At 69.7% G+C, this 23,257-nt stretch carries 21 protein-coding genes; 13 read left to right on the plus strand and 8 right to left on the minus strand.

Annotated elements, in window-relative coordinates; translation table 11 throughout:
- Positions 1–35: 35 nt before the first annotated feature.
- From ACWY4P_RS44205 to ACWY4P_RS44230, 6 genes are read left to right on the plus strand one after another with little or no spacing between them, the layout of a single operon-like run.
- The gene (locus ACWY4P_RS44205) at positions 36–1,112 is read left to right on the plus strand and encodes a cupin domain-containing protein (protein WP_456206439.1); all 1,077 of its coding nucleotides are present in this window, start codon (positions 36–38) and stop codon (positions 1,110–1,112) included.
- Positions 1,109–1,939, plus strand: a complete 831-nt coding sequence (locus ACWY4P_RS44210) for a fumarylacetoacetate hydrolase family protein (protein WP_456206440.1) — start codon at positions 1,109–1,111, stop codon at positions 1,937–1,939. Before ACWY4P_RS44205 ends, ACWY4P_RS44210 begins: the two co-directional genes overlap by 4 nt.
- The gene (locus tag ACWY4P_RS44215; RefSeq protein ID WP_456206441.1) at positions 1,936–2,661 is read left to right on the plus strand and encodes a maleylpyruvate isomerase family mycothiol-dependent enzyme; all 726 of its coding nucleotides are present in this window, start codon (positions 1,936–1,938) and stop codon (positions 2,659–2,661) included. The genes ACWY4P_RS44210 and ACWY4P_RS44215 overlap by 4 nt, the downstream gene beginning before the upstream one ends.
- A gap of 13 nt (positions 2,662–2,674) precedes the next feature.
- Positions 2,675–4,231 (plus strand): FAD-dependent monooxygenase, encoded by a 1,557-nt coding sequence (locus tag ACWY4P_RS44220; protein WP_456206442.1) that lies wholly within the window; start codon positions 2,675–2,677, stop codon positions 4,229–4,231.
- Positions 4,228–6,288, plus strand: coding sequence for an acetate--CoA ligase family protein (locus ACWY4P_RS44225; RefSeq protein WP_456206443.1), 2,061 nt, complete (start codon positions 4,228–4,230; stop codon positions 6,286–6,288). Before ACWY4P_RS44220 ends, ACWY4P_RS44225 begins: the two co-directional genes overlap by 4 nt.
- Positions 6,281–7,939, plus strand: a complete 1,659-nt coding sequence (locus tag ACWY4P_RS44230; RefSeq protein ID WP_456206444.1) for a (2,3-dihydroxybenzoyl)adenylate synthase — start codon at positions 6,281–6,283, stop codon at positions 7,937–7,939. Before ACWY4P_RS44225 ends, ACWY4P_RS44230 begins: the two co-directional genes overlap by 8 nt.
- 381 nt (positions 7,940–8,320) lie before the next feature.
- On the opposite strand, the gene ACWY4P_RS44235 is transcribed toward ACWY4P_RS44230, so the two are convergent.
- The gene (locus ACWY4P_RS44235; RefSeq protein ID WP_456206445.1) at positions 8,321–8,692 is read right to left on the minus strand and encodes an antibiotic biosynthesis monooxygenase family protein; all 372 of its coding nucleotides are present in this window, start codon (positions 8,690–8,692) and stop codon (positions 8,321–8,323) included.
- 168 nt (positions 8,693–8,860) lie between these two features.
- Positions 8,861–9,655, minus strand: coding sequence for an alpha/beta fold hydrolase (locus ACWY4P_RS44240; protein ID WP_456206446.1), 795 nt, complete (start codon positions 9,653–9,655; stop codon positions 8,861–8,863).
- Between the two features lie 144 nt (positions 9,656–9,799).
- On the opposite strand from ACWY4P_RS44240, the gene ACWY4P_RS44245 reads away from it, so the two are divergent.
- The 7 genes from ACWY4P_RS44245 (at position 9,800) to ACWY4P_RS44275 (ending at position 17,687) form a co-directional block, all read left to right on the plus strand.
- Positions 9,800–10,399, plus strand: coding sequence for a TetR/AcrR family transcriptional regulator (locus tag ACWY4P_RS44245; RefSeq protein WP_456206447.1), 600 nt, complete (start codon positions 9,800–9,802; stop codon positions 10,397–10,399).
- A 995-nt stretch (positions 10,400–11,394) separates the two neighbouring features.
- Positions 11,395–12,483, plus strand: coding sequence for an amidohydrolase family protein (locus ACWY4P_RS44250; RefSeq protein WP_456206448.1), 1,089 nt, complete (start codon positions 11,395–11,397; stop codon positions 12,481–12,483).
- A 301-nt stretch (positions 12,484–12,784) separates the two neighbouring features.
- Positions 12,785–13,066, plus strand: a complete 282-nt coding sequence (locus ACWY4P_RS44255; protein ID WP_456206449.1) for a hypothetical protein — start codon at positions 12,785–12,787, stop codon at positions 13,064–13,066.
- Positions 13,067–13,127: 61 nt separating this feature from the next.
- Positions 13,128–13,307 carry a hypothetical protein gene (locus tag ACWY4P_RS44260; RefSeq protein WP_456206450.1) on the plus strand — a complete coding sequence of 60 codons (180 nt, stop codon included), beginning with the start codon at positions 13,128–13,130 and terminating at the stop codon, positions 13,305–13,307.
- A 348-nt stretch (positions 13,308–13,655) separates the two neighbouring features.
- Entirely contained in the window at positions 13,656–14,360 is a 705-nt protein-coding gene (locus tag ACWY4P_RS44265) for a response regulator (RefSeq protein WP_456206451.1), read from the plus strand.
- A gap of 22 nt (positions 14,361–14,382) precedes the next feature.
- Entirely contained in the window at positions 14,383–15,513 is a 1,131-nt protein-coding gene (locus ACWY4P_RS44270) for a sensor histidine kinase (protein WP_456206452.1), read from the plus strand.
- A gap of 1,109 nt (positions 15,514–16,622) precedes the next feature.
- Complete coding sequence (locus ACWY4P_RS44275; RefSeq protein ID WP_456206453.1) at positions 16,623–17,687, plus strand: quinone oxidoreductase family protein; 1,065 nt, start codon at positions 16,623–16,625, stop codon at positions 17,685–17,687.
- Positions 17,688–18,759: 1,072 nt separating this feature from the next.
- Here the strand turns inward: ACWY4P_RS44275 and ACWY4P_RS44280 are convergent.
- The 6 genes from ACWY4P_RS44280 to ACWY4P_RS44305 all read right to left on the minus strand — a co-directional run bounded on the left by ACWY4P_RS44280 (position 18,760) and on the right by ACWY4P_RS44305 (position 23,150).
- The gene (locus tag ACWY4P_RS44280; RefSeq protein ID WP_456206454.1) at positions 18,760–18,960 is read right to left on the minus strand and encodes a helix-turn-helix domain-containing protein; all 201 of its coding nucleotides are present in this window, start codon (positions 18,958–18,960) and stop codon (positions 18,760–18,762) included.
- 151 nt (positions 18,961–19,111) lie between these two features.
- Positions 19,112–19,510: a PIN domain-containing protein gene (locus tag ACWY4P_RS44285; RefSeq protein WP_456206455.1), complete on the minus strand. Its 399-nt coding sequence runs from the start codon at positions 19,508–19,510 to the stop codon at positions 19,112–19,114.
- A complete protein-coding gene (locus ACWY4P_RS44290; RefSeq protein WP_456206456.1) occupies positions 19,507–19,710 on the minus strand; it encodes a hypothetical protein in 204 nt (67 codons plus the stop codon). Before ACWY4P_RS44290 ends, ACWY4P_RS44285 begins: the two co-directional genes overlap by 4 nt.
- Positions 19,707–19,925: a hypothetical protein gene (locus tag ACWY4P_RS44295; RefSeq protein WP_456206457.1), complete on the minus strand. Its 219-nt coding sequence runs from the start codon at positions 19,923–19,925 to the stop codon at positions 19,707–19,709. The genes ACWY4P_RS44290 and ACWY4P_RS44295 overlap by 4 nt, the downstream gene beginning before the upstream one ends.
- Before the next feature lie 68 nt (positions 19,926–19,993).
- A complete protein-coding gene (locus ACWY4P_RS44300; RefSeq protein ID WP_456206458.1) occupies positions 19,994–21,667 on the minus strand; it encodes a thiamine pyrophosphate-binding protein in 1,674 nt (557 codons plus the stop codon).
- Entirely contained in the window at positions 21,660–23,150 is a 1,491-nt protein-coding gene (locus ACWY4P_RS44305) for an aldehyde dehydrogenase family protein (protein WP_456206459.1), read from the minus strand. The genes ACWY4P_RS44300 and ACWY4P_RS44305 overlap by 8 nt, the downstream gene beginning before the upstream one ends.
- Positions 23,151–23,257: the final 107 nt, after the last annotated feature.

A 23,257-nucleotide genomic window follows, 5' to 3' on the forward strand; every position in this document is an offset into this window, starting at 1 on the left:
CTGGCGGTCGCCGAACACACGACGTGGAGGTTTCCGTGACCGATACCACCAGCGAACAGATCGAGCAGAAGCTGCTCGACGAGCTGTACACAGACTTCGAGGACGCGGGCCTGATACCGCTGTGGACCCAAGTGGGCGACCTCATGCCGATGTCGCCCAAGCCTGCCGCCGTCCCGCACCTTTGGCGATGGGCGGAGCTGCTGCCCATCGCACAGCGCTCCGGAGAGCTGGTGCCGGTGGGGCGTGGTGGCGAGCGCCGCGCCATGGCCCTGTCGAACCCCGGACTTCCGGGCCTTCCTTACGCCACTCCGACCCTGTGGACCGCGATCCAGTACCTGGGGCCGCGTGAGGTCGCCCCCTCGCACCGGCACAGCCAGGGAGCCTTCCGGTTCGTGGTCGAAGGCGAGGGCGTGTGGACCAACGTCGACGGGGACGCGGTGGCGATGCGGCGGGGTGACCTGCTGCTCACGCCGAGCTGGGCCTTCCACGAGCACCAGAACGTCACCGATGAGCCGATGGCCTGGCTCGACGGCCTCGACATCCCGCTCGTCTCCCAACTGGACGCCGGTTTCTTCGAGTTCGGCCCCGACGAGCTCTCGACCCGGGACACCCCCGAGCGCTCTCGCGGCGAGCGGCTGTGGGGCCATCCGGGGCTGCGACCGATCAGCCAGCCGGATCGTCCCAACTCCCCGTTGGCCGCTTACCGGTGGGAACACACCGACGCCGCCCTGTCCGCTCAGCTGGAGCTGGAGAGCGAAGGAGTGCCTGGTGTGATCGAGCCGGGCCACGCCGGAGTCCGCTTCTCCAATCCCACCACCGGCAAGGACGCCCTGGTCACGATGCGCACCGAGATGCGCCGGCTGCGGGCCGGCACGCGGACCGTCCCGGTGCGCTCGGTCGGCTCGGCGGTCTGGCAGGTGTTCGAGGGCGAGGCGGTCGCCCACGTCGGCGACAAGGTCTTCGAGATTGCCGGGGGCGATCTGTTCGTCGTCCCGTCCTGGTGCGAAGTCTCGCTGTCCGCCCGCACCCAGGTCGACCTGTTCCGTTTCAGCGACGAGCCCGTCTACGAGGCCCTCGGCCTCGCCCGTACTTCCCGAGGAGAACACAAGTGAAGCTCGCCACCATCCGGGTCAACGGCACCACGCGCGCCGTCCGCGTCGACAACGAGAAGGCAGTAGACCTCGGCGAGAGCGACCTGGTGGCCTTCCTGCGCCACAGCGACTGGGCGACGCGTGCCGCGGACGCGGACGGTGAGACGTACGAAGACGCCCTGGACTACGCCCCCGTGGTCGTCGCGCCGGAGAAGGTCGTGTGCGTCGGCCTCAACTACCGCACCCACATTCTGGAGATGGGCCGCGAACTCCCCTCGCACCCCACGCTGTTCTCCAAGTTCGCGCGGGCGCTGGTCGGTGCGTACGACGATGTGACCCTGCCCGCCTCCTCCACGCAGATGGACTGGGAGGCCGAGCTCGGCGTCGTCATCGGTGCCGAGGTCCGGCACGCCGACACGGAGCAGGCGCGGGCCGCGATCGCCGGGTACACCGTGCTCAACGATGTCACCGCCCGCGACTGGCAGTACCGCACCACCCAGTGGGACCAGGGCAAGACCTTCGAGGCCACCACCCCCATCGGGCCGTGGCTGGTGACCGTCGACGACCCCGCGGTGTCCGCTCAGGGGCTGAGCCTGACCTGCAAGGTGGACGGCGACACGGTCCAGAAGGCCGACACCGGTGACCTCGTCTTCGACCCGGCCACGCTGGTCGCCTACCTGTCCGAAATCGTCACCCTGGTGCCCGGCGACGTGATCGCCACCGGTACTCCGGGCGGGGTGGGCCACGCTCGCAAGCCCGCCCGCTATCTGCAGGACGGTACGCGCCTCGTCACCCGGATCGAGGGAATCGGCGAGACCCGCAACACCTGCCGCCGGGAGACGCGGTGAGCGCACGCCCGGCCGCGATGCTGGAGCGGGCGGCCAAGGGCACGGCGGCCTTCGAAGCCGCCGTGCACTGGCTGACCGACCCGGGATTCACCAGGCCCTCGTACCTGCCGGGCTGGAGCAGGGCCCACGTCATCGCCCATGTCGCCCGCAACGCCGACGCGCTCGTCAACCTGCTGACCTGGGCACGTACGGGTGTGGAGACGCCCATGTACGCAAGTGGCGACCAGCGTGCGCGCGAGATCGAGGAGTGCGCCCGGCAGCCGGCCGAAGAGCTGCGTGCGGAGCTGCTCGCGGCCGACAGCCGTCTCGCCGAGGAACTCGCCGCGCTGCCCGACGAGTGCTGGGCGGCGACCGTGCGCACGGCGCGAGGGCGTGAGGTGCCCGCCTCTCAGGTGCCCTGGATGCGGGTGCGCGAGGTGTGGGTCCACGCCGTCGACCTCAACATCGACACCACTTTCGACGACGTCCCGCGCGAGGTGTGCGACGCGCTCCTCGACGACGTGACTGCCGCCTTCCGGGCCCGCCCGGACTGTCCCCTCGTCGAGCTGCGGGCCGAGGACGCTGACCGCACCTGGCTCCTGGGCCCGCCCGGCAGCGCGGAGCCGGTCGTGGTGAGCGGTGACCTGCCCAGCCTGGCCGCCTACGCGACCGGGCGCCCCGTGCCCGGCCCCCTGTATCCCGCCGGCGGGGGAGCCCTGCCGAAGCTGCCCGCGTGGCTGTGAGCGCGAAGGAAAGATGATGAAAGTTGCCTGCATCGGCGCAGGTCCCGGAGGACTGTTCTTCGCCACGCTGCTGAAGCGGAGCCGGCCCGGCGCCGAGGTCGTGGTCTTCGAACGCAACCGCCCCGACGACACGTTCGGCTTCGGCGTGGTCTTCTCCGACGCCACACTCGACGCGATCGACGCCGCCGACCCCGTCCTCAGCGAGGCGCTGGACAAGCACGGCAGGCACTGGGACGACATCGAGGTCCGTGTGCACGGCGCCCGGGAGCGCGTGGGCGGCATGGGCATGGCGGCAGTCGTACGCAAGACGCTGCTTAGCCTGCTGCAGGACCGAGCCCGCGCCGAGGGCGTGCACATGCGCTTCCAGCACGAGGTCCGCGATCCCGCCGAGCTGGACGACTTCGACCTGGTCGTGGTGTGCGACGGCGCCAACAGCCGCTTCCGCACCCTGTTCGCCGACGACTTCGGACCGACCGCCGAGGTGGCGAGCGCGAAGTTCATCTGGTTCGGCACCTCGCACATGTTCGACGGTCTCACCTTCGTTCACCAGGACGGCAGGCATGGTGTCTTCGCCGCCCACGCCTACCCCATCAGTGACTCGCTGAGCACCTTCATCGTCGAGACCGGCGCGGACTCCTGGGCCAGGGCAGGTCTCGACGCCTTCGATCCGTCGGCCCCGCCGGGACCGAGCGACGAGAAGACCAAGAGCTACCTGGAAGACCTGTTCCGCGAGCAGATCGAGGGGCACCCTCTGGTCGGCAACAACTCCCGCTGGGCCAACTTCGCCACGCACAGGGCCAGTTCGTGGCGGCGCGGGAAGTGGGTGCTGCTGGGCGACGCGGCGCACACCGCGCACTTCTCTGTCGGGTCCGGCACCAAAATGGCCATGGAGGACGCGGTGGCGCTGGCGGAGGCCCTGAGACAGGCGCCGCACAGCGTGCCGGAAGCACTCGACCTGTACGAGGAGCGCCGCCGCCCCAAGGTCGAAAGGATCCAGAACTCGGCGCGGCCCAGCCTGTCCTGGTGGGAGCACTTCGGCCGCTACGTCCGTACGCTCGACGATCCGACGCAGTTCGCCTTCCACTTCCTCAGCCGCAGCATCCCGCGCGGCAAACTCGCCGTGCGCGACGCGGCGTACGTGGACCGCGTCGACGCATGGTGGCGGGACCGTCATCAAGCGCTGCCCTTGGAGACACCTTTCCGCGGCGGGCCGTTCCGGCTTCCCTCACGCCGGGTGACGGTCGGCGACGACCTCCTGACCGGGACGGACGGCACCGACATCTCGATGCTCCCCTTCAGCGGTGAGTCGTCGCGCGCGGGCGTGTGGATCGACGCCCCGGACACGGAGGAGGGGTTGCCGCTCGCCCTCGACCAGGTGCGCGAGGCAGCAGAGGCGGGCGCCCCGCTCATTGGCGTTCGCGGTGGTACGGCGCTGACCCGTGTGCTCATCGCGGAGGAAGCCCGGCTCGCGCGCGGCCTGCCCGCCGCGGTCATCGGCGCGTACGACGACGACACCGCGACCACGCTCCTGCTGTCCGGGCGGGCCGACCTCATCGGAGACATCAAATGACTGCCTTGGACGCACTGTTGGCGCCCCGCGCCATCGCCGTGCTCGGCGCATCGGCCACGCCCGGGAAGCTCGGCGCGGCTATGACCGACTCCCTGGCCTACTTCCCGGGGCCGGTGATGAAAGTCAACTCCGGCCGCCCGCACCAGGATCGGGGCTTCTTCCCCACCGTCGGCGAGGCCGCCAAAGCCCACGGCGTCACGCCGGACCTGATCGTCTCCTGCATTCCGGCCGCCGTGACCGCCGACGCCCTGCGCGAGGCGGCAGCCGTCGGTGCCCGCGCCGCACTCGTCTGCGCCGGCGGGTTCGCAGAAGCCGGGGGTGACGGTGCGCTGTACCAGCAGGCGTTGGCCGAGGTGGTGAGGGACACCGGCATCCGTGTCCTCGGGCCGAACACCTCGGGCTTCCTCGCCCCCCATCGACGGCTGACGGCCAGTTTCGTTCCGGGCGTGGCCGACCTGGAGCCGGGTCCGGTGGCGGTCGTGGCGGCAAGCGGGGGCGTGAACCACGCGCTGGCCTTCGCTCTGGCCGAGGCCGGCGTCGGCCTGCGCCTCGGGGTGGGGCTGGGCAACAGCCTGGACGTCACCCAGGCCGACGTCCTGGGCCACCTTGCCGAGGACGACGCCGTACGGGCCGTCGCCCTGCACGTGGAGACCGCCGCGGAAGGCCGCCGTCTCACCGAGGCGGTACGACGCCTGACCGGTCGTGTCCCGGTCGTGGCCCTGGTCGTGGGCCGCAGCGACATCGGCGACTTCGCCCGCTCCCACACCGGCGCTTTGGCCACCTCTTGGCGCGTGACCAGGACAGCTCTGCGTCAGGCCGGAGCCGTCCTCGTCGACGACGAACGCGACCTCGTCGACGCCGTCACCGCCCTCAGCCGCATACGGCTCCCCGCCAACGCACGCCCGGGCATCGGCCTGGTCACCGCACAGGCCGGACCCGGACTGCTGCTCACCGACGACCTGCGCTCCCACGGCATCCAGGTTCCGCCGCTGGTCGAACGGACGGTGAAGGAGCTGCGCGAGCTGCTCCCGGCCCTCACCTACTTGAACAACCCCGTAGACACCGGCCGCCCGTCGCCCGTGCTCACCCAGGTGGTGGAGCGGGTCTCGGAGGACCCCGGCATCGACGTCACCGCCGTGTACGGGCTGTTGGAACCCACCGCCGTGGACATCGCGGCCGCGTTGGCCGCCGCCCGCACGGCCACCCCGCTCGTCGCCGTCGTCGGCGGCCCCGTGGAGCAGGCCCGGCAGAGCCGCCGCGAACTTGGCGAAGCAGGCATCCCCTGCGCGGCCACACCGGCCTCCGGATCGGTCATGGTCCGCGCGCTCGTCGAGGACGCGGCGGCCCGCGCCCGCCTGAAGGCCGCCGAGCTCACCGCGCCGGGTGCACCCGTACTGCCCGTGTCCGGCCCCGTCGACGAGCACACCGCCAAGGGCGTCCTCGCGGACCTTGGCATCCCTACGCCCGTACGCCGCGTGTGCGCCGACCCCGCCGCGGCGCACACGGCTCTCGACGAGCTCGGCGGACCGGTCGTCGTGAAGATCCTCGACGCGGAGGTCCTGCACAAGACGGAAGTCGGCGGGGTCCAGGTCGGCATCCGCACGCACGAGGAGGTCGACGACGCCCTCGCCCGCATGCCCGCAAGCCCCGCGCTGCTGGTCGAACAGATGGCCCCCGTGGGACCCGAACTCATCGTCGGCGTACGCCGCGACCCGGTCTTCGGCCCCGTGCTGGCTCTGGGCGCCGGGGGAACGGCCGCCGAAATCCTCGGCGACGTCTCCCTGCGCCTCGCGCCCCTGTCCCCGCACGAGGCCCACGCGATGCTCGACGAGCTCGCCACCCGCCAGATGTTCCTCGGCGCGCGCGGCGCCATCCCGGTCGACCGCGCGCGACTCACCCACGTGCTGCTCGCCCTCGCCTCCCTCGCCACCGAAAACGCCGTGGCCGAGTGCGAGATCAACCCCCTGCGCGTCCTGCCCGACGGCGACGTCGTCGCGCTCGACGCCGTACTGCTGTTGCGTGACTCCCGGGATCAAGGAGGATCCGACGATGCGTGAGGGATTCGTCCCCTGGCCCAAGGAAGCGGCCGACCGCTACCGCGAGGCCGGGTACTGGCGTGGCAGGCCGCTGGGGTCGTACCTCCACGAATGGGCCGAGACCTACGGCGACGCGTTGGCCGTCGTCGACGGACACACACGTCTGACCTACCGTCAACTCATCGACAAGGCGGACGGATTGGCATGCCGACTGCTGGACTCCGGCCTCAACCCCGGTGACGCGATGCTCGTCCAGCTGCCCAACGGCTGGGAGTTCGTCACGCTCACCCTGGCCTGTCTGCGGGCCGGAATTGTCCCTGTGATGGCGCTGCCCGCACACCGCGGTCATGAACTGCGCTACCTGGCCGCCCATGCAGAGGTCACGTCGATCGCCGTACCGGACGGGCTGGGCGACTTCGACCACGAGGCTCTGGGGCGGGAGGTCGCCGAAGCCACGCCGAGCGTCCGAAAACTGCTCGTCGCGGGCGGCACGGTCGGCCCCGATGCCACGGATCTGCGCGCGCTGGCCGACCCGGCCGACGACCCGATCGCCGCACGGGCCCGGCTCGACCGGATCGCCCCGGACAGTGGCGACATCGCCGTCTTCCTGCTCTCCGGCGGCACGACCGGACTGCCGAAGCTCATCACCCGCACCCATGACGACTACGAGTACAACGCGCGGCGCAGCGCCGAGGTCTGCGGCCTCGACTCCGACACCGTCTACCTGGTGGCACTGCCCGCCGGACACAACTTCCCCCTGGCCTGCCCCGGGATCCTGGGCGCCCTCATGAACGGTGGCCGCGTGGTCCTGGCCCGCACCCCGGACCCCGACAAGGTGCTGCCGCTGATGTCCGCCGAGGGCGTGACCGCCACCGCGGCCGTGCCGGCCGTCGTCCAGCGCTGGATCGAGGCCGTGGCCTCCGGCCGTCACCCCGCCCCGCCGGCACTACGGCTGTTGCAGGTGGGCGGCGCCCGCCTGGCCCCGGAGGTGGCCCGCCGCGCCGAACCGGTGCTCGGAGGCACGCTCCAGCAGGTGTTCGGCATGGCAGAGGGACTGCTGAACTACACGCGTCTGGACGACCCCGACGACATCAAGATCGAAACCCAGGGGCGCCCCATGTGCCCCGACGACGAGATCCTCGTCGTCGACGCCTCCGACAACCCGGTCCCGCCCGGCGAGATGGGCGCCCTGCTCACCCGCGGCCCATACACCCCACGCGGCTACTACCGGGCCGCCGAGCACAACGCCCGCGCGTTCACCCCCGACGGCTGGTACCGCACCGGCGACGTCGTCCGGCTGCACCCGTCGGGCAACCTCGTCGTCGAGGGGCGCGACAAGGACCTCATCAACCGGGGCGGCGAGAAGATCTCCGCCGAGGAGGTCGAGAACCTCATCTACCGCCTGTCCGGTGTCGCCCATGTCGCCGCCGTCGCGAAGCCCGATCCGGACCTGGGGGAGCGGGTGTGCGCGGTCGTGGTCGTCGAATCGGGGACCCACCTGACCCTCGAATCGGTCCGCGCCGCCCTCACCGCGATGCAGGTGGCCCGCTACAAACTCCCCGAGGACCTGCTGGTCGTGGACGAGTTGCCGCTGACGAAGGTCGGCAAGATCGACAAGAAGCGTCTACGGGATGTCGTCCGTGGCAAGGCAGACTCCGTCGAGGCGGTGTGACGGCGCTCCCCGCCGCGGAGGGCGGGCCGATGACGTTGCGGTGACGCTCCCGCTTCCCCGGAGGGAGTCAAACGGCTTTGCCGGCCTTCTGGCGGTACCTGGGGAAACAGCTCCAGGTACCGCCATCACCGTCGACCCGTCCCGACCGTCGCACCAACAACGGGAGGTGCCCTCTCCTGGTGACCAGCAATATGCGTCCTCGCGTACGTCCTGCCGCTGAGTTTCCTCTGCGCGGAACAGGCCGAGCACTTCGAGCAACCGGCCGGTCGGTCAGAGGAAACAGATCGGCGTCATCGGCACGAGCCGGCGGCTGACCAAGGACTGCACGTCGCCACACGTCGTGTGCGTGGCGAACGGCAGCCCGGAATCGCGTAGCGGTCGTCATTCCCCTTCGCAGACGCCCTCGACAGCGAACTTCTGGTACAGGTGCGGGTACGCGAGGGTGCCGGCAGGGTAGCGCCCCAGGTGCGAGGCGAACTCCGGCGTGCCGAGTGCTGCACGGAGGTGCTCGGTGGATTTCCAGACTGCGACGTTGGTGAAAAGCCGGCTGCCGCCGATGCCCCGGTACAGCTGCACCGAGAGGAGGCTCCCCGACTTCTTCATGTACTCCGCGTCGTCCGTCCAGGCGGCCACCACCTCGTCCTCCTTACCTTCCGGGGCGACAAAGGTGTTGATGATGGTGATCGGCCCCGCCTTCTCCTTCTGCTGGTCGTGGAAGTGGGTGGACTCGTCGAGGTGGCCGAACGTGAGCATGATTTCTCCAAGAAATCGAGGGGGAAGTGGGTCTACGAACCCACAGAGATGCAGGTGATCCGGGACCGGGAGGCGGCCCAGTTGGCTGTTGGTGAGTCGTGATCGATGGGCGGTCCGGGTGAGGGGCTACGCCGGTGTTCGCCGCGTGGCCCCGCTCGTGGTGTGCGTTCAGGCGTGGTGCTCGTCGAGGAAGTCGGTGATGAGCTGCAGCCACTCGTCGGTCCGCTCCAGCATCGGCAGGTGGCCGGTCGCGATTTCCGCGAGTTGGGCGTCGGGGATGGTCTCGGCGAGCTGGCGGTGCAGTGCGGTGGAGGTGAGCCGGTCGTCGGTGGTCGAGACGACCAAGGTGGGGACCTTGATGCCGGCGAGGTCGTCCCGGACATCGACCTGGCCGACGAGGTCGGTCTGCTCGGAGCTGCCGTCGGCCGCGGTGGCAGCCGTGTAGCCGAGGGTCTGCCGCAGCTGCTCGGCCGGCATCGACTCCAGCGCCTGGGCGCCGAGGGCCATCATGAGCAGGAATTCGGCGAGCAGCTCTCGGTCACCGGACGCGGCGATCTTGCTCCAGACCGAAGTGGCGAGAGCGAGCCGGTTGTCTCGGTGCGGGAAGGCGGCGGTCAGGACGAGTGCGGTGACGCGTTCGGGGTGGCGGGCGGCGGCTCGGATGGCGACCGGGCCGCCGAGGGAGAAGCCGGACACTGCGAAGCGGTCGAGGCTCTCTGCGTCGGCTGCGGCGATGAGCTGGTCGGCGAGGTCGTCGACGGACAGCGGGGTGGTGGAGCGGGGGGTGTCGCCACTGCCGGGGTAGTCGATGCCGACGACGGTGTGGCGGGCGGCGAGGGCTTCCAGGACGGGGCCGTAGGTGCCGGCCAGGCTGCTGCCGGCGCCGTGGGCGAGGAGCAGGCCGGGGCCGGAGCCGAGGCGAGTGCGGGCGAACGTGGGTGTGAGCAGGTTGTGAGGTGACATGACTGTCTGCCTTTCGAATGCGCCGACACGCGAGAATCATCCAGTGCGTGTGATTACCCTCCTAGGTCTATCACACGAGGCGTATGATTAGCGCCTGTGGCATCAATCACACGCGCCGTATGATGTACCGGTAGGGTGGGCGGCATGAAGCAACCCCTCCACCGCCGTCAGCCGACCCCGGGCAACCCGCGGGTGCAGCGCACCCGCAACCGCGTGCTGGCCGTCGCGCGAGAACTGCTGCCTCAGGTCGGACCGGCCGGGCTGACCTATGCCCTGCTGGCCGAGCGGGCAGAGGTCACCCGTCAGACCCTCTACCGGCACTGGCCCACCCGATCCGCGCTGCTCTTCGACCTCGTCCTGGAAGGCCCCGACCTCGGCACCTACCCGGAACCGGGCAGCGACGTGGGCGCCGTGGCCACCGCCTGGCTGAAAAGCCTGCGGGCCGGCGTAAGCGTGCCGGCCGTGCGAGCCGCGGCGCTGGCCGTCACCGCCCAGGCCGACCACGACCCCGACAGTGCGCGGGCGCTCGTCCGCATCGGCGAAGACCGCTACGTCGGCTTCAACAGGCTCCTGGAGCCTTCGGGCATCCAGATCAGCGACGACGAGTTCACCCTGCTGTACGGGCCCGTCCTCGCCCGGCTCTTCCTCGACCGCGGCCAGGTCACCGACGCCTTCATCGACGCCGTCGTGGCCCAATGGCTCACCACGCTGCAGCCTGCCGACACACCGCAGGACTCCCGGTAATAGTCACCGAAAGCTCCTGACAGAGGGGAACAACCGCGTTCAGGCAGCGAAACCGGACTCGTGTCAACCCGTCATCGCCCCCCGCCGAGTGAGCCTCGCCCGCCCCGCTGCCGAGCGCTACTGCACACCCGGCATGGCCTCCGGCCAACTGCCCGCGTCCACATGTGGAGCGCCGTCAGGTACTCCCGGACGTGCTCGCCGACCCTTGGTTGGCCGAGCCGGTGTGATCGACCACCGACCTGAGCGAGGCCCTGCACCGGTACGAAGCTCTCGAAGGCATGGGCGCCACTCCGGCGATTGGCTTCATGGAGGCTTCATGTGCTGAGTGGTACGTGCTTTATGAGGCGGCTGTTGTCTGGCGGTCATGCACGTACTCCTCGTCCCGCCGGCGGACAACGTTGATCACCCTGCTGTGCGGCACCTGACTACGGCGGTTGGCACCGCGCTGTCCGGTTCCGTCGTGATCGGCGCGTTCCTTGGTCTGGGGTCGGCCAGGCACGTGGACCCCGCTGGGCACGAGGTCGGCGATGACACGCTGCATGAAGAAACCGCCGGCCTGTTCACCTTGGTGGGGGCAGCGGCGGCGGGGTCGGCGGCGTTGCCCGCGGGTCCGCTCCCCAGCCGACCGCCGGCCGACGCGGCTACGTCGGCGCCATGGGGTTCCCACGCCTGAGCGCCGGATCGACCTGTTGGCGGCAACCGGCCCGGCCCGAGGGGCGACTTGGCCGCTTGCGCTCCCCGATCGGCCTGGACCGCGCGCACGCGCGCCCGTGGAGAGAGCGGTCTCCACTACCGAGGGGACCATCGCCCTCCTGCGCAGGCCCTGCCGGCCTGACGACGGCGCCGTGACGCACGCACATACGACCTGACTCGCACGCAGAATGAAGAGGGGAACTGAATTGAACCTGCGACGGAACATCTCGCGCCGAAGGATGATCGAAGGGGCATCGGCCGCGGCGCTTGTCACGACGGCTGCGGCCACGGTGCCTGCTGCCATGGCCAGTCCGGAGGCGGCAGCGTCCGGGCCGGGGCTGCCGAAGGGTAATTGGCGTATTGATACCCACGCGCACTACTCCCCCGACGTGTACAACGACTACCTGAAGCGCTACGGCCTCCTCGGCGCCATTACCGGGGCGTACGGTCCGTGGTCGGTCGATCGGCACCTGGCCTTCATGGACCAGTACCGAATCCAGGCCAGCGTCCTGTCGTTCGGCGACCTCCAGGTCACCGTCGGCCCGGTCGACGACCGGCGCGCCACCGCCCGCGCGGTCAACGACTACGCCCGCGAACTCGTGCAGACCCGTGGTGACCGCTTCGGGATCTTCGCGGTCACCCCGATGCCCGACATCGAGGGCTCGGTGGCCGAGGTGGACCGCGCGCTCGGCGAACTGGACCTCGACGGCATCTGCCTGCTCACCAACTACAAAGGCACCTACCTGGGGGATCCTTCCTTCGCGCCTCTGTACGAGATCCTCAATGACCGCGGTGCCTACGTCTACGTCCACCCGACGGGTCCGGAGGTGAACCCGGCCCCAAAGCTCTGCTTTGGTCCCGACATCCCAGCCGGGAACAACGTCTTCGAGTACACGTTCGATGCGACCCGTGCGATGACGAGCCTGATCTACAACGGTGTCCTGCGGGACTACCCGAACATCCGCTGGCACTTCACGCACAGCGGCGGGGCACTGCCGTTCCTGGCCTACCGGCTCGCAACCCGGCACTCGGCCTTCCCGCCGTTCAACGAGGTGCTGCCGGAAGGCCCCCTCACGTACCTCTCGCGGATGTACTTCGACGACGCACAGGCGTTCACCGCCGCGCAGTTGCAGCCGCTGTCGTCGCTGGTGCCCGCCGACCACATCATGTTCGGCAGCGACTGGCCGGCGACCCGCCACCTCTACGCGGCCGACAACGCCGAGACGATGCCCTTCCTCAAGGGCAGCCTGCCGCTTCTCAAGGCAGGCGACCCCGAACCGACCGTCGACGAGGTCTACAGCCGTCGCGAGCGGATCGCTCTCGAGCGGACCAACGCCCTCGAGCAGTTCCCGAAGCTGCGAGCGCGTATACGCCGCTCCGGCTCTCGCTGAACCGCGACCGTACACCGGCCCGGCCCGGCCCGCCGCCCGCTGCCCCGCCGAGGGGCGCAGACGGGGCTCTGTGCAAAGGCCGGCGCCGGCCGACGGGGGAGGCCAGCGACGGAGATCGACGTCGCCTGGCCGGGCGAACGCGGCACGCAGGACGGGGAAGCCGGTGCCTGATCTGCCCGGCGGCGGAGGCCGGTGCCGGGACCAGCGTGGAGAAGGGGATCACGGTGCACCGGCTGGCCGCCCACCGCACCTCGTTCCATCCCGCCTTCCGCGTCTGCTGGAGGAGATCGGCTCCGACGTCGTGCACATCCCGTCCCACTTCGCCGTCTGCCGGAGCCTGGCGGCCGCCCCGCGCCGACGAGGGACACCGGTGGCGGCCACGAACCACTTCATGCCGGAGAATTTCCTGGGCTACACCCGGCTTTCGGCCCGACTCGCGGGCGCGGCTTCCCGGTTGGACTGGCGGGACCTGGGGCACGTGGCCCGCCGCGCCCGCGGGGTCACCGCGCCCCCCAAGGGCGGTCCAACTGCTGCACACAACGGGCTGGCTTCCCCAGTCCGCGCCGTCCTCCTGCGGACTTGACCTGGAACGCTTCTCGAAGACGGCCAGGAACCATGACAAGACCCGCGCCTGCGTCCTGTTGGTGGGCCGACTCGACGGGGAGAAGAACGCCTACGAACTGCTGCACACAGTGGCGGTCCTGCCCCAGCACGCCTTGGAGCATCTGGCGGACGAGTTCGGCAGCCGGGACCGCGTCACCCTCCACGGCCTCGCAACCGACCAAGAGGTCCTGTACTTCTGTGTCCGCTGCGACGTCTTCTGAATGCCGGCACCGCGGAGCCGCAGAGCCTGGTCACCTTGAAGGCCATGGCCGCGGGCAAGCCTTCGTCGCGGCCGTCGCGACGGCGCTGCCACACCTCGTCCTCCCCCGGCCGCAACGGCTACCTTTTCCTGCCCGGTGCCGTGGGCGCCCTTGCTGACCCTCAGCTGCTCGGCGACCCGGCGGCGCGGCGCTCGTTGGCAGAGGCCGGCCTACAGAGCGTCGCCGACCACGACAGACACCGTACGCTGGCGGCATTCGAGGCCCTCTGCCTCCATGCCGCCGGTGCCCCCGCGGCCATGACGGCCTTCCTCCCCCCTCTTCTTATCTCGGCGATGGAAAGCGAGCACGATGAGTACGCAGCGCGTTCTGGTCGTCGATGACGAGCCCAAGATCCGCATGACCGTGCGCGGCTACCTGGAGGCGGACGGGTTCGACGTCGTCGAAGCCGCGGACGGACCGTCCGCTCTGCAGGCGGTCACCCGCGACCGGCCGGACCTCGTGGTGCTCGACGTGATGCTTCCGGGCCTGGACGGATTCCAGGTTCTGCGCCGCATCCGGGAGGCGAGCCAGATTCCGGTGATCATGCTCACCGCCCGGGACGAGGAGGTCGACCGGCTGATCGGCTTCACCACCGGCAGTGACGACTACGTCACCAAGCCGTTCAGCCCCCGCGAACTGGCACTACGGGTGCGCGCCATCCTGCGGCGCACCGACAGCCGGTCCGAGGCGGACCACGAGGACGGCGTGCTGCGCTTCGACGGACTGGCTGTCGATCGCGTGACGCGGACCGTGCTGGTCGATGCCGACCGGACGGTGGAGCTGTCCGCTCTCGACTTCGATCTGTTGTTCGCGATGGCCCGTGTCCCCGGACGGGTCTTCACCCGGCGCGGCCTGCTGGCCCAGGTGTGGGGCGATGACTTCTTCGGCGACGAGCGCGTCGTGGACGTGCACATCCGCACTCTGCGGCGCGCGCTGGGCGACGACGCGGGTGCTCCCCGGTTCGTGGGAACCGTCCGCACCATCGGCTACCGGTTCATCGGGCGCCCCGCCTAGCGGCCAGGAAGGACACCCACCCATGCCTGCCTCCCGCTTTCCGACCTACCACCGGTCTCGTGCGCGGCTGCGCCGAATCAAGGAGCGTCTGTCGCTCCGCAACCGGCTGGTGCTCTCGCACGTCATGGTGCTCCTCCTGGCACTGGCGGCCATGGCGGCGATCAGCGCGCTGATCGAGGTGTGGCTCGGTTTTGCCGACGTCGAAGGCGACGTGGTCCTGCAGGTCGGCCTTTTGTTCGGAGGGGCCGCGGCATTCCCGGCGTCCGTCGCCCTGTCCCGGTTTCTGCTGCGTCCGCTCGACAGGGTGCGCGCCGCCACGCGCCGGCTCGCCGAGGGACACTACGACGACGTCCTCGAACTTCCCAGCGAGCCGGGCCTGGCAGCGCTGGTCCAAGACGTCAACACGCTGGCGGCCGCCCTCGCCGACACCGAGCGCCGCCGCGCCCGGCTGATCTCCGAGGTCGCCCACGAGATGCGCACCCCCATCACCATCCTTCGCGGCCAGATAGAGGGCATCGCCGACGGCATCTTCACCCCCGATGAGGCGATGTTCGCCTCCCTCGCCGACGACCTCGACCGGCTGCAGCGCCTGGCCGGCGACCTCTCCAGCCTGTCCCGGTCGGAGGAGGGCGCCTTCGATCTTCGCCGCAAGCCCACCGACGTGGCCATGCTGGCTCGGAGCACAGCCGAGCGACTGCGCCCCCAGTACGACGACCAGATGGTGACCCTGGTCGTTGACGCAGGCACACCCGTCGCCGCTCTCTGCGACCCGGACCGGATCACCCAGGTCCTGGTGAACCTGCTCGGCAACGCACTGGCCGCGTGCGATCGGCACGGGCATGTGGCACTGTCCGTGCACACCGAACCGTCTCCCGCGCACCACGTGATCGTCCGCGTCATGGACGACGGCATCGGCATCGCCGAACACGAGCGGGAGCGCATCTTCCACCGCTTCGAACGCCTTGAGCATCCCGGCCGACCCGCTGCCGCCGGCGGCAGCGGCATCGGCCTGACCATCGCCCGGGGCATCGCCCGAGCTCACGGCGGAGACATCACCGCGGAATCCGCCGGCCTGGGCAAGGGAGCGACGATCACCTTGCACCTACCGCAGGATCACGTTCCCGGGGGCGACCTGCCTCCGGTCTCCCCCTGACCCATCGGCCCCGCAGCGGTTGTGACGAGCACGTCGCGGTCGCGAAACGCCGAGCAGTGCGCTCAGTGCGCCCTCGCCAACTCCGGAGACACGGCCGGTGTCTCACAGGACCCCGGCCGGCGACGCTCGGATCACATCAGCGATCGGGGCCATGACCACCAGCGGCGCCGGCCCGTCCCTCACTCCCGCTGTCCTTTCAGCCGCCAGAACCTACGAAGGACAGGGGGAGTGGCACCGCGCCTGCCGAAGATGGAGGCGTCGTCCGAAATCCCCCACGGTGGCGCTACGCACAGGACGGAAGGTGTCAGGCATGAAGACCATCCTGTACGAGGAATTCGGCGGCTCCGAGGTCCTGCGGCTCGCGGAGATCGAGGAGCCGCACGCCGGCCCCGCCCAGGTCCAGCCGTAGGCATGGCTGTCCGCGTCAACAGTTCGGACCGCGGAGTCGACAGCGGCTGGCTGCAGCCCTTGCTCCCCGCTAGCTTCTCCGTCACCCGGGCTCGGAATCGGTCGGCCCCGACGATCTCCGTGAGGGCGCCACCGGCTTCTCGGTCGGGAGAAGGGAGCGCCAGTGGGGAGAGCCCGGCTTCATGGAAGCTTCATACGCCGAGTGGTACGGGTTTTATGAGGCGGCTGTTGCCTGGTGGTCATGCAGCTTTCCTCGTCCCGCCTTCGATCACCATGTTGTGCGGCACTTGGCTACGGCGTTTCACACCGCGCTGTCCGTTTCCGCCCCGCTCGGTGTACTCCTCCCTCTTCCGTCGCGCGGACCCGGGGATCCGGCTCGACGCATGCTCAGCGAGTACGCGCTGCATGAGGAAACCGCCGACCTGCGCACGGTCTGTGCGGGGACGGCGGCGGATTCGCGGCGCGCTCGCGGGTTTGCTCCGCAGCCGACTGCCGACTGCCGACTGCCGACCGCCGACGTGGTCGCGTCGGCTGTGCCGAGCGTCGGGTGCGTCGGACTCGGTCCCTGTTGCGTTTCTGGTCCGGTCCTGGTGAGCCGCCTGGCCGGGATCCGCTCGCACACGGTGTCGCCGGGGCGGGTGGTGCGGGCGGCTGTGTGGAGCCTGCGGTGAACCGTGTAAACGATCTGAAGGAACGTGAAAGTGGAACAGACCATGATGGCGGTCCGCCTGTTCGAACACGGCGGGCCCGAGGTGCTCAAGTACGTCGAGGCGCCGATTCCCGAGGTCGGCCCCGACGACGTCTTGATGCGCGTCCACGCCACGGCCGTCAACAGCTGGGATCTCCGCTACCGCGCGGGCAACCTGCCGCAGCCTCTCCCGGGACGGCCGCCGTGGCCCCTGCCGTTCCAGCTCGGCCGGGACGCGGCCGGTGAAATCGTCGCCACCGGCGAGAACGTCACCCGGTGGCGCCCCGGCGACAGGGCGGTGCAGCTCCCGCACCCGCCGTGCCGTAACTGCGCCCTGTGCGTACGCGGACTCGAAAACCTGTGCGTGGACACCGCCTACCCCGGACACCAGATCTTCGGCGGATACGCCCAGTACGTCGTGCGCCGCCAGGACGCCATCCTGCCCATCCCCGACGACGTCGACTTCCAGACGGCCGCAGCCACCATGTGGACCTACACCACCCCCCTCAACTGCGCGCGCCAAGCACCCGTCGGCCCCGGCGACACGGTGGTCATCACCGGCGCCAGCGGCGGAATGGCGATCGCCTGCGCACAACTGGCCAAGCTGAGCGGAGCCACCGTCATCGGCACCACCACCAAGCCGGACCGCGACGAAGCGCTCAGCAAGCTCGGCTACGACCACATCGTGCACTCCACCGATCCCCGACTGCCCGCACAGGTCAGGGAGCTGACCCGCGGCCTGGGCGCCGACGCCGTCTGGGACTGCGTCGGCGGCAACGACTTCTTCCAGCTCTCCCTTTCCTGCACACGGCTCGGCGGCACCGTCATCGTCCTGGGCACACCGACCGACCAGGGATCCCGCCTCGAACTGGACGCACTCGCCCTCATCGGCCAGCAGGTGAGGATCGCCAGCGTGCGCGGCGCCACCCTGCGCGACCAGCAACTGTGCCTGGAACTGCTGGCAGACAAAAAGATCAACCCGATCATCGACCGCGCCTACCCCCTGGAAGAAACCGCCGAAGCCCACGCCTACCTCGAAAGCCACCAACAGACCGGCAAAGTACTCCTCCTGCCCTAACACCCCGAGCCGATCACTGAAGAGGTGAAGACGGCAGAACCCCGCCAGAGATCGGTGGTACCGCTGTTGTCGTCCGACTTGTAGGCGGCCCGCTCGGTGACCGAGAGCTTGTCGACCCACCCCGGATCCGCGGGCCGGGGAGCCGGCTCACAGCGGGTGATGCCCACCGGGCGTTGTACGCCCCTGCGCACCGCGACACGGCGACCGGCACCGTCCTGGCGGAGGTCCAGGCCACCATCCCGCGCCGGCGGTAGCTGCCGACCGCCTCGCGGGCTCAGCCCCCGCCAGCTTTATGGGCAGGGCGGGCAGGGGCTGGTCTTCGGAGGGCGTCGACGGTTACGTCCCCTACGCCGGCGACCTCGACGAGGGCCTCGCTGTGATCCACCGGCGTTCGCTCTCCTGAAGGGTGTCTTTATTGCCGTATGGTGGTTGACCTGGGGCTTTGGGCCGTCGAAGTATGGGCGTGATCACTGATCGTGGGTCTGCGACTGCTCTACCTGATCTTCTGCCGACTCCTGGGCTGCTTCCTTTTGCTGGGCCGATCGACCGCCGCGAACAACGCCGAGATCCTCGCGCTTCGTCATGAGGTCGCTGTGGGTCGCCGGCAGATCGAGCGGCCGCAGCTCTCATGGGCCGATCGTGCCGTGCTCTCAGCTCGCGCACGGCGCCTGCCATCCGCGTTGCGCCGCCATCGGCTGGTCGCCCCGGGCACGTTACTGAACTGGCACCCTGGCGGTGTAGCACCGCGTTCTCGTGCCGCAACGCCAAGACCTCCGCCTCCTTGGCCACGCGCGGCAGCGCAGCATGGCAGCGGGCACCTTGATCAGGTTCCGGACCGGCGCGGTGACGATTGAAAGTGGCATCGGCAGATCATCCCAGGCGCCGTGCAGGCCGCCACCCTGCGCGGAGAAGCTGCGGGCCAGACCCAGAATCGTATTTCCGAGTGGGACAGGTCGCGTCGTCGTATGCCGAGGGCTGACTTGTCTGGATCGTCGATCAAATGGGGCGACGGGTGCGAGGGCCGTCAGTGTGGAGAGTGCCACCGTCACGTGAAAGCCTGCCTGTGTGGGTGTCAGCTTTCTGTGGTGTGTGGTTGGGGCCATGTGGTCTGGGTGGCGTGGTCGTGGAAGTCGGCTCGCAGGGTCAGTTCGCCGCCGAGGGCGGTGATGTAGGCGGCCATGGTGTCGATCTGCGGGGTGCTGGCTCCGTTTTCGATCTGGGCGATCCGGGCCTGGCTGACTCCCAGTTCGCGGGCCAGTGCCCGCTGGCTCATTCCTCGGCTGCGCCGGGCCTTTTTCAGGAATGCCCCCAGATGTGGGTGGTGGTTTTGTCAGGCGGTGTCGCGTCGGTGTGTTTGGCCGGGTGTGTGGTGTGGTCCATGGTGGCCGTTGTCCTTGTCAGTCGACGCTGCCGCGTGGGGCGATTTACTGGTGGGGTTGTCCGGTCACTTTGGCGATGGTTTCGAAGTCCGCGTCGTAGTGCAGCAAGGTCAGTCCGCATAGTTCTGCGGTGGCGGCGGTCATCAGGTCGACCGCTCCTGGTCCCTGGTGCCAGCTTGTGGCGACGAGGAGGTCTTGCACGTGCCGGGCTCGGGTGAGTGCACGGTCGGGTACGGGGGTCCAGCCGAAGGCGTCGTGGAGGTAGCGTTCCAGTACGGCCCGCTCGTCGCGGCCGCCGGTGGCGCGGACCAGTTCGAGTTCGGTGATCTCGCACACGGACACTCGGCCCTCGTCCAGGATGGTGGCCCAGTGTCGTTCCACGGCGGGGGTGCGGAACAGGCGGTTGCAGGCGCTGGTGTCGATCAGGTAGTGGGACGTGCTCACGCCGGGCGGGCCTCGCCGAAGGCGCCGCCCTCACCCGCGAGCTCGCTCAGCCGCTGTCGGGCGGCGCGACGCTGGTAGATCGCACCGACCGCAATATCCACCGCCTTGGCCACGACCTCGGCGTTATCCTCGGTGTGCAGGAGTTGCTTGGCCTCGGCGAGGCGCTCCTCGTCGATCTCAATGGTGATCTTGGCCATCATGCCTGTGGGAAGGCGATCGCTTCGTCGTAGATGTGCCCGTGCTGGAGGCAGTGGAACAACATGCCCATGAAGCGGTTGAAGAGGTTCCCTTGTGCGGCGACGTGGCGGTCGCCGGACTCTCGACGGTGGTCGTAATGCGTCCTGGCATCTGGTGACCTGGTAAGGGAGACGAAGGCCCAGACGTAGCCGACTGCGGCCAGGCGCTGGTCAACCATGAACGCTGCCGTGCTGTGGTTGATCGGCCGGACTCGCGGCCCGGCGAGGCCGGACCGGAGCGGTTCTGTCAGCGAGCCTTGAGGGGCGTGAGTCCCGCCGGTAGTCCCTCCATCCGGTCCTGCACGACGTCGACGATGCTGGGTCCTGGCTGGGCCAGGGCAGCCTCGATCGCGGGCAGGAGATCGGCGTCGCGGGTGACGCGCACTCCGTGACCCCCGAGCATTCGCGCGAACGCGGCGAAGTCGGGGTTGTCGAGGAAGACACCGAGGTAGCGCTCGTCGTGGGCGAAGCGTTGCCGGTCACGGGTGTTGCCGTACGCGAAGTTGTTGACGACGACGTTGACGACGGGAATGCGCTCGCGCACGCAGGTCTCGAAGTCCTGGGCGACCATCCAGAAGCTGCCGTCCCCGCTCAACGCGATGACTCGCTCTTCCGGCCGAGCCAGGGCCATCCCCATGGCCGCGGGGAAGCCCCATGCCATCGCCCCGCCCGCGGAACCGTAGTAGCTGTGCGCCCGGTCGAAGCCGACGTGGCGCTGGACCCAGGGTCCGAAGGTGTGGACGTCCTGGACGAGGGCCAGACCGTCGCGGTCGGCGAGCCGCTGCACGGTCCAAGCCAGGGCGGCGGAGGACACCGTCTCGGAGGGGGGCGGCGGCGAGGGCAGAGTCGCCGCGTCGTCGTAGTCCTTGCGCAGTGCCTCCCGCCGCGCCACCCGCCGGGCGGCTCCGTCCGGGGCAGCGGCGACCAGCGGGGTGAGCGCTGCGGCAAGAGCGCGTGAGGCGGCGGCCGCGTCGGAGACGATGCCGACCTGCGGCGGGTAGATCCGGCCGAGTTCCATGGGGTCGATGTCGACGTGCACCAGGTCCGCCGAGGGCGGCACGATCGTCCACCGCTTGGTCGTGAATTCGGAGAACCGGCACCCCAGGGCCACCACGACGTCGGCGTCGCGCACCGCCTGGTCGGACACGTCGTGCGCGCCGTACCCGAGGGCGCCGAGGAAGGCGGGATGCCTATTGGGCACGGCGTTCTTGCGCAGCCACGTGGTGACGAGCGGGGCGCCGGCGGCCTCAGCGAGCGAGAGATGGGGCTCCGCGCCGCCTGTACCGCCACCGCCGACGATGATCACTGGCCGTTCGGCGGTGGCCAGGAGCCGTGCCGCTTCCGTGATTCCGTCGTGATGAGGTGCCGGAGGGTGAATGCGCACCCGGGGGCCGGGCGACTGCGTGGCCGGTTCCTGCAGTACGTCGAGCGGCAGCGAAACCACGACGGGGCCGGGCCTGCCGCTGACCGCGGTGCGGATCGCGCGCTGCAGCAGCTCAGGGATCCGGTCTTGCCGGTGGATTTCCACGGCCCACTTGCACAGGGGCCGGAACGCTGATACCACGTCCATCTCCTCGAAGGAGCGGCGTTCGGTGATGGAGCCTGGCACCTGCCCGATCAGGACGAGCATCGGGATCGATTCGTCGTGGGCGTTCTGTACCGCAATGGACAAGTTGGCCGCTCCCGGGCCGCGGGAGGCGAGACAGACGCCCAACGGTCCGCCCGCACGAGAGAAGCCGTCGGCCATGAACCCGGCGACCTGCTCGTGGCGGGTGGACAAATAGCGCACAGTGTCCTGCCGGGCGAGCGCGTCGATCAGATCCATCACGGTGGTGCCAGGCAGCCCGAAGACGTGGGTGACGCCCTCGACGGCAAGGCACTCCACGACAAGATCGGCGCCCCGGCGCGTCTTGTCAGACAAGGACGTTCACCGCCTTGAGTTCTGTGTAGCTCAGCAGTTCCTCGACACTCTCCTCACGGCCGAGACCGGAGGACTTGGTGCCGCCGAAGGGCATCCCCCAGAAGTGCCGGGAGGAGCCGTTGACCCAGGTGTAACCGGCTTCGACGCGATCGGCGAGGGAGAGCGCGGTCGAGACGTCACGGGTCCAGATGCTGGCGGTGAGACCGTAGTCCACGCCGTTGGCGATAGCGACGGCCTCGTCGAGGTCGGTGTAGGTGAGGATGGACATCACTGGACCGAACACCTCCTCCTGCGCGATCCGCATCTCCGGCCGTACGTCGGTGAAGACCGTGGGCTCCAGGTAATAACCCCATTCGAAGCCCTCGCCCTGCGGCCGCTGTCCGCCGTGGAGGAGTGTGGCTCCCTCAGCGAGGGCCATGTCGATGTAGTGGCGTGTTTTGTCGTACTGCGCCCGGGAGGCGAGCGGGCCCATCTGCGTGTCCGCAGCGACGGGAGAGCCGATCCGGATCGCGGCAACCCGGTCGCGGACCATGGGCAGGACCTTGTCCGCGATCGAGGCATGCAACAGCACCCGCGAGGTCGAGCCGCAGGACTGGCCCGCGGACCACGCGAAGTTCATGCCGCTGACGATCCCTGCGGCCGCGGCCTCCAGATCCGCGTCCGGGCACACGATCAGCGCATTCTTGCCGCCGAGCTCAAGACTGATGTCCTTGACGCCGACCTCGGCCGCGTCGCGCTGGATGACGCGGCCCACCCGGTCGCTGCCGATGAAACCGATCCGGCGGATCAGCGGGTGGCGTACGAGAGCACTGCTCGCGGCGGGACCGTTCCCTGTGACTGTGGACAGCACGCCGGGCGGCAGGACCTCGGCGGCGACCTCGGCCAGTCGCAGCGCGGACAGCGGTGTGATGTCCGAGGGTTTGAGGATCACGGTGTTGCCGGCCATCAGCGGCGCTGCCACCTTGCTCGCCGCGAAGAAGACCGGATGGTTGAAGGGCACGATCCGCGCCACGACTCCAAAGGGTGAGCGGCGGGTGAAGTGCAGGTTCTCGGGTGTGGCGGGGATCGTGGCCCCGCCCAGGTGGGAGGCGAAGTCGGCGAAGAGATCGATCACCTCGGCGCCCCACTCCACGTCGTTGCGCATGGCACTCACGGGATTGCCGGAGTCGAGCGCGTCGAGCAGGGCCAGTTCCTCGGCGTGCTCGCGCACCGCCTCGGCCAGTGCGCGCAGCCTACGGCCCCGTTCCCGGACGTTCAGAGCCCGCCACGAGGAGCCGGCATCGGCGGCCACGCGCACCGCTTCGTCGACGTCTTCGGCCGAGGCGTCCGGCGCCGCGGCGATCGGTGCCTCGGTCGCGGGGCATTCCACGCTGTAGGTATGCCCGCCCTGGGCCCGGCGTGACCGGCCCCCGACCGCGAAGTGCCACTCGCGGTCCGCCACCGCCGTGACCGCCTCCGCGATCGGTCCACTGGTTGCCGACACAGGTTCTCCCCTCAACGGAATTGTCTTCTGCTCTGCAGAAAACTACTTCGCCGACCTCCGCCGGTCAATGTCTCGGCGGGGGAGTTGACACGGGGCAGGGTGGGGAT

The organism is Streptomyces sp. LZ34 (assembly GCF_053890475.1).

What these genes read in the sequence shown, in the direction of transcription:
- ACWY4P_RS44230 (WP_456206444.1), top strand. Translation starts at nt 6,281, where the DNA reads ATGCGTGAGGGATTCGTCCCCTGGCCCAAGGAAGCGGCCGACCGCTAC.
- ACWY4P_RS44225 (WP_456206443.1), top strand. Translation starts at nt 4,228, where the DNA reads ATGACTGCCTTGGACGCACTGTTGGCGCCCCGCGCCATCGCCGTGCTC.
- ACWY4P_RS44265 (WP_456206451.1), top strand. Translation starts at nt 13,656, where the DNA reads ATGAGTACGCAGCGCGTTCTGGTCGTCGATGACGAGCCCAAGATCCGC.
- ACWY4P_RS44240 (WP_456206446.1), bottom strand. Translation starts at nt 9,655, where the DNA reads ATGTCACCTCACAACCTGCTCACACCCACGTTCGCCCGCACTCGCCTC.
- ACWY4P_RS44295 (WP_456206457.1), bottom strand. Translation starts at nt 19,925, where the DNA reads ATGGTTGACCAGCGCCTGGCCGCAGTCGGCTACGTCTGGGCCTTCGTC.
- ACWY4P_RS44250 (WP_456206448.1), top strand. Translation starts at nt 11,395, where the DNA reads ATGGCCAGTCCGGAGGCGGCAGCGTCCGGGCCGGGGCTGCCGAAGGGT.
- ACWY4P_RS44270 (WP_456206452.1), top strand. Translation starts at nt 14,383, where the DNA reads ATGCCTGCCTCCCGCTTTCCGACCTACCACCGGTCTCGTGCGCGGCTG.
- ACWY4P_RS44220 (WP_456206442.1), top strand. Translation starts at nt 2,675, where the DNA reads ATGATGAAAGTTGCCTGCATCGGCGCAGGTCCCGGAGGACTGTTCTTC.
- ACWY4P_RS44235 (WP_456206445.1), bottom strand. Translation starts at nt 8,692, where the DNA reads ATGCTCACGTTCGGCCACCTCGACGAGTCCACCCACTTCCACGACCAG.
- ACWY4P_RS44280 (WP_456206454.1), bottom strand. Translation starts at nt 18,960, where the DNA reads ATGAGCCAGCGGGCACTGGCCCGCGAACTGGGAGTCAGCCAGGCCCGG.
- ACWY4P_RS44245 (WP_456206447.1), top strand. Translation starts at nt 9,800, where the DNA reads ATGAAGCAACCCCTCCACCGCCGTCAGCCGACCCCGGGCAACCCGCGG.
- ACWY4P_RS44290 (WP_456206456.1), bottom strand. Translation starts at nt 19,710, where the DNA reads ATGATGGCCAAGATCACCATTGAGATCGACGAGGAGCGCCTCGCCGAG.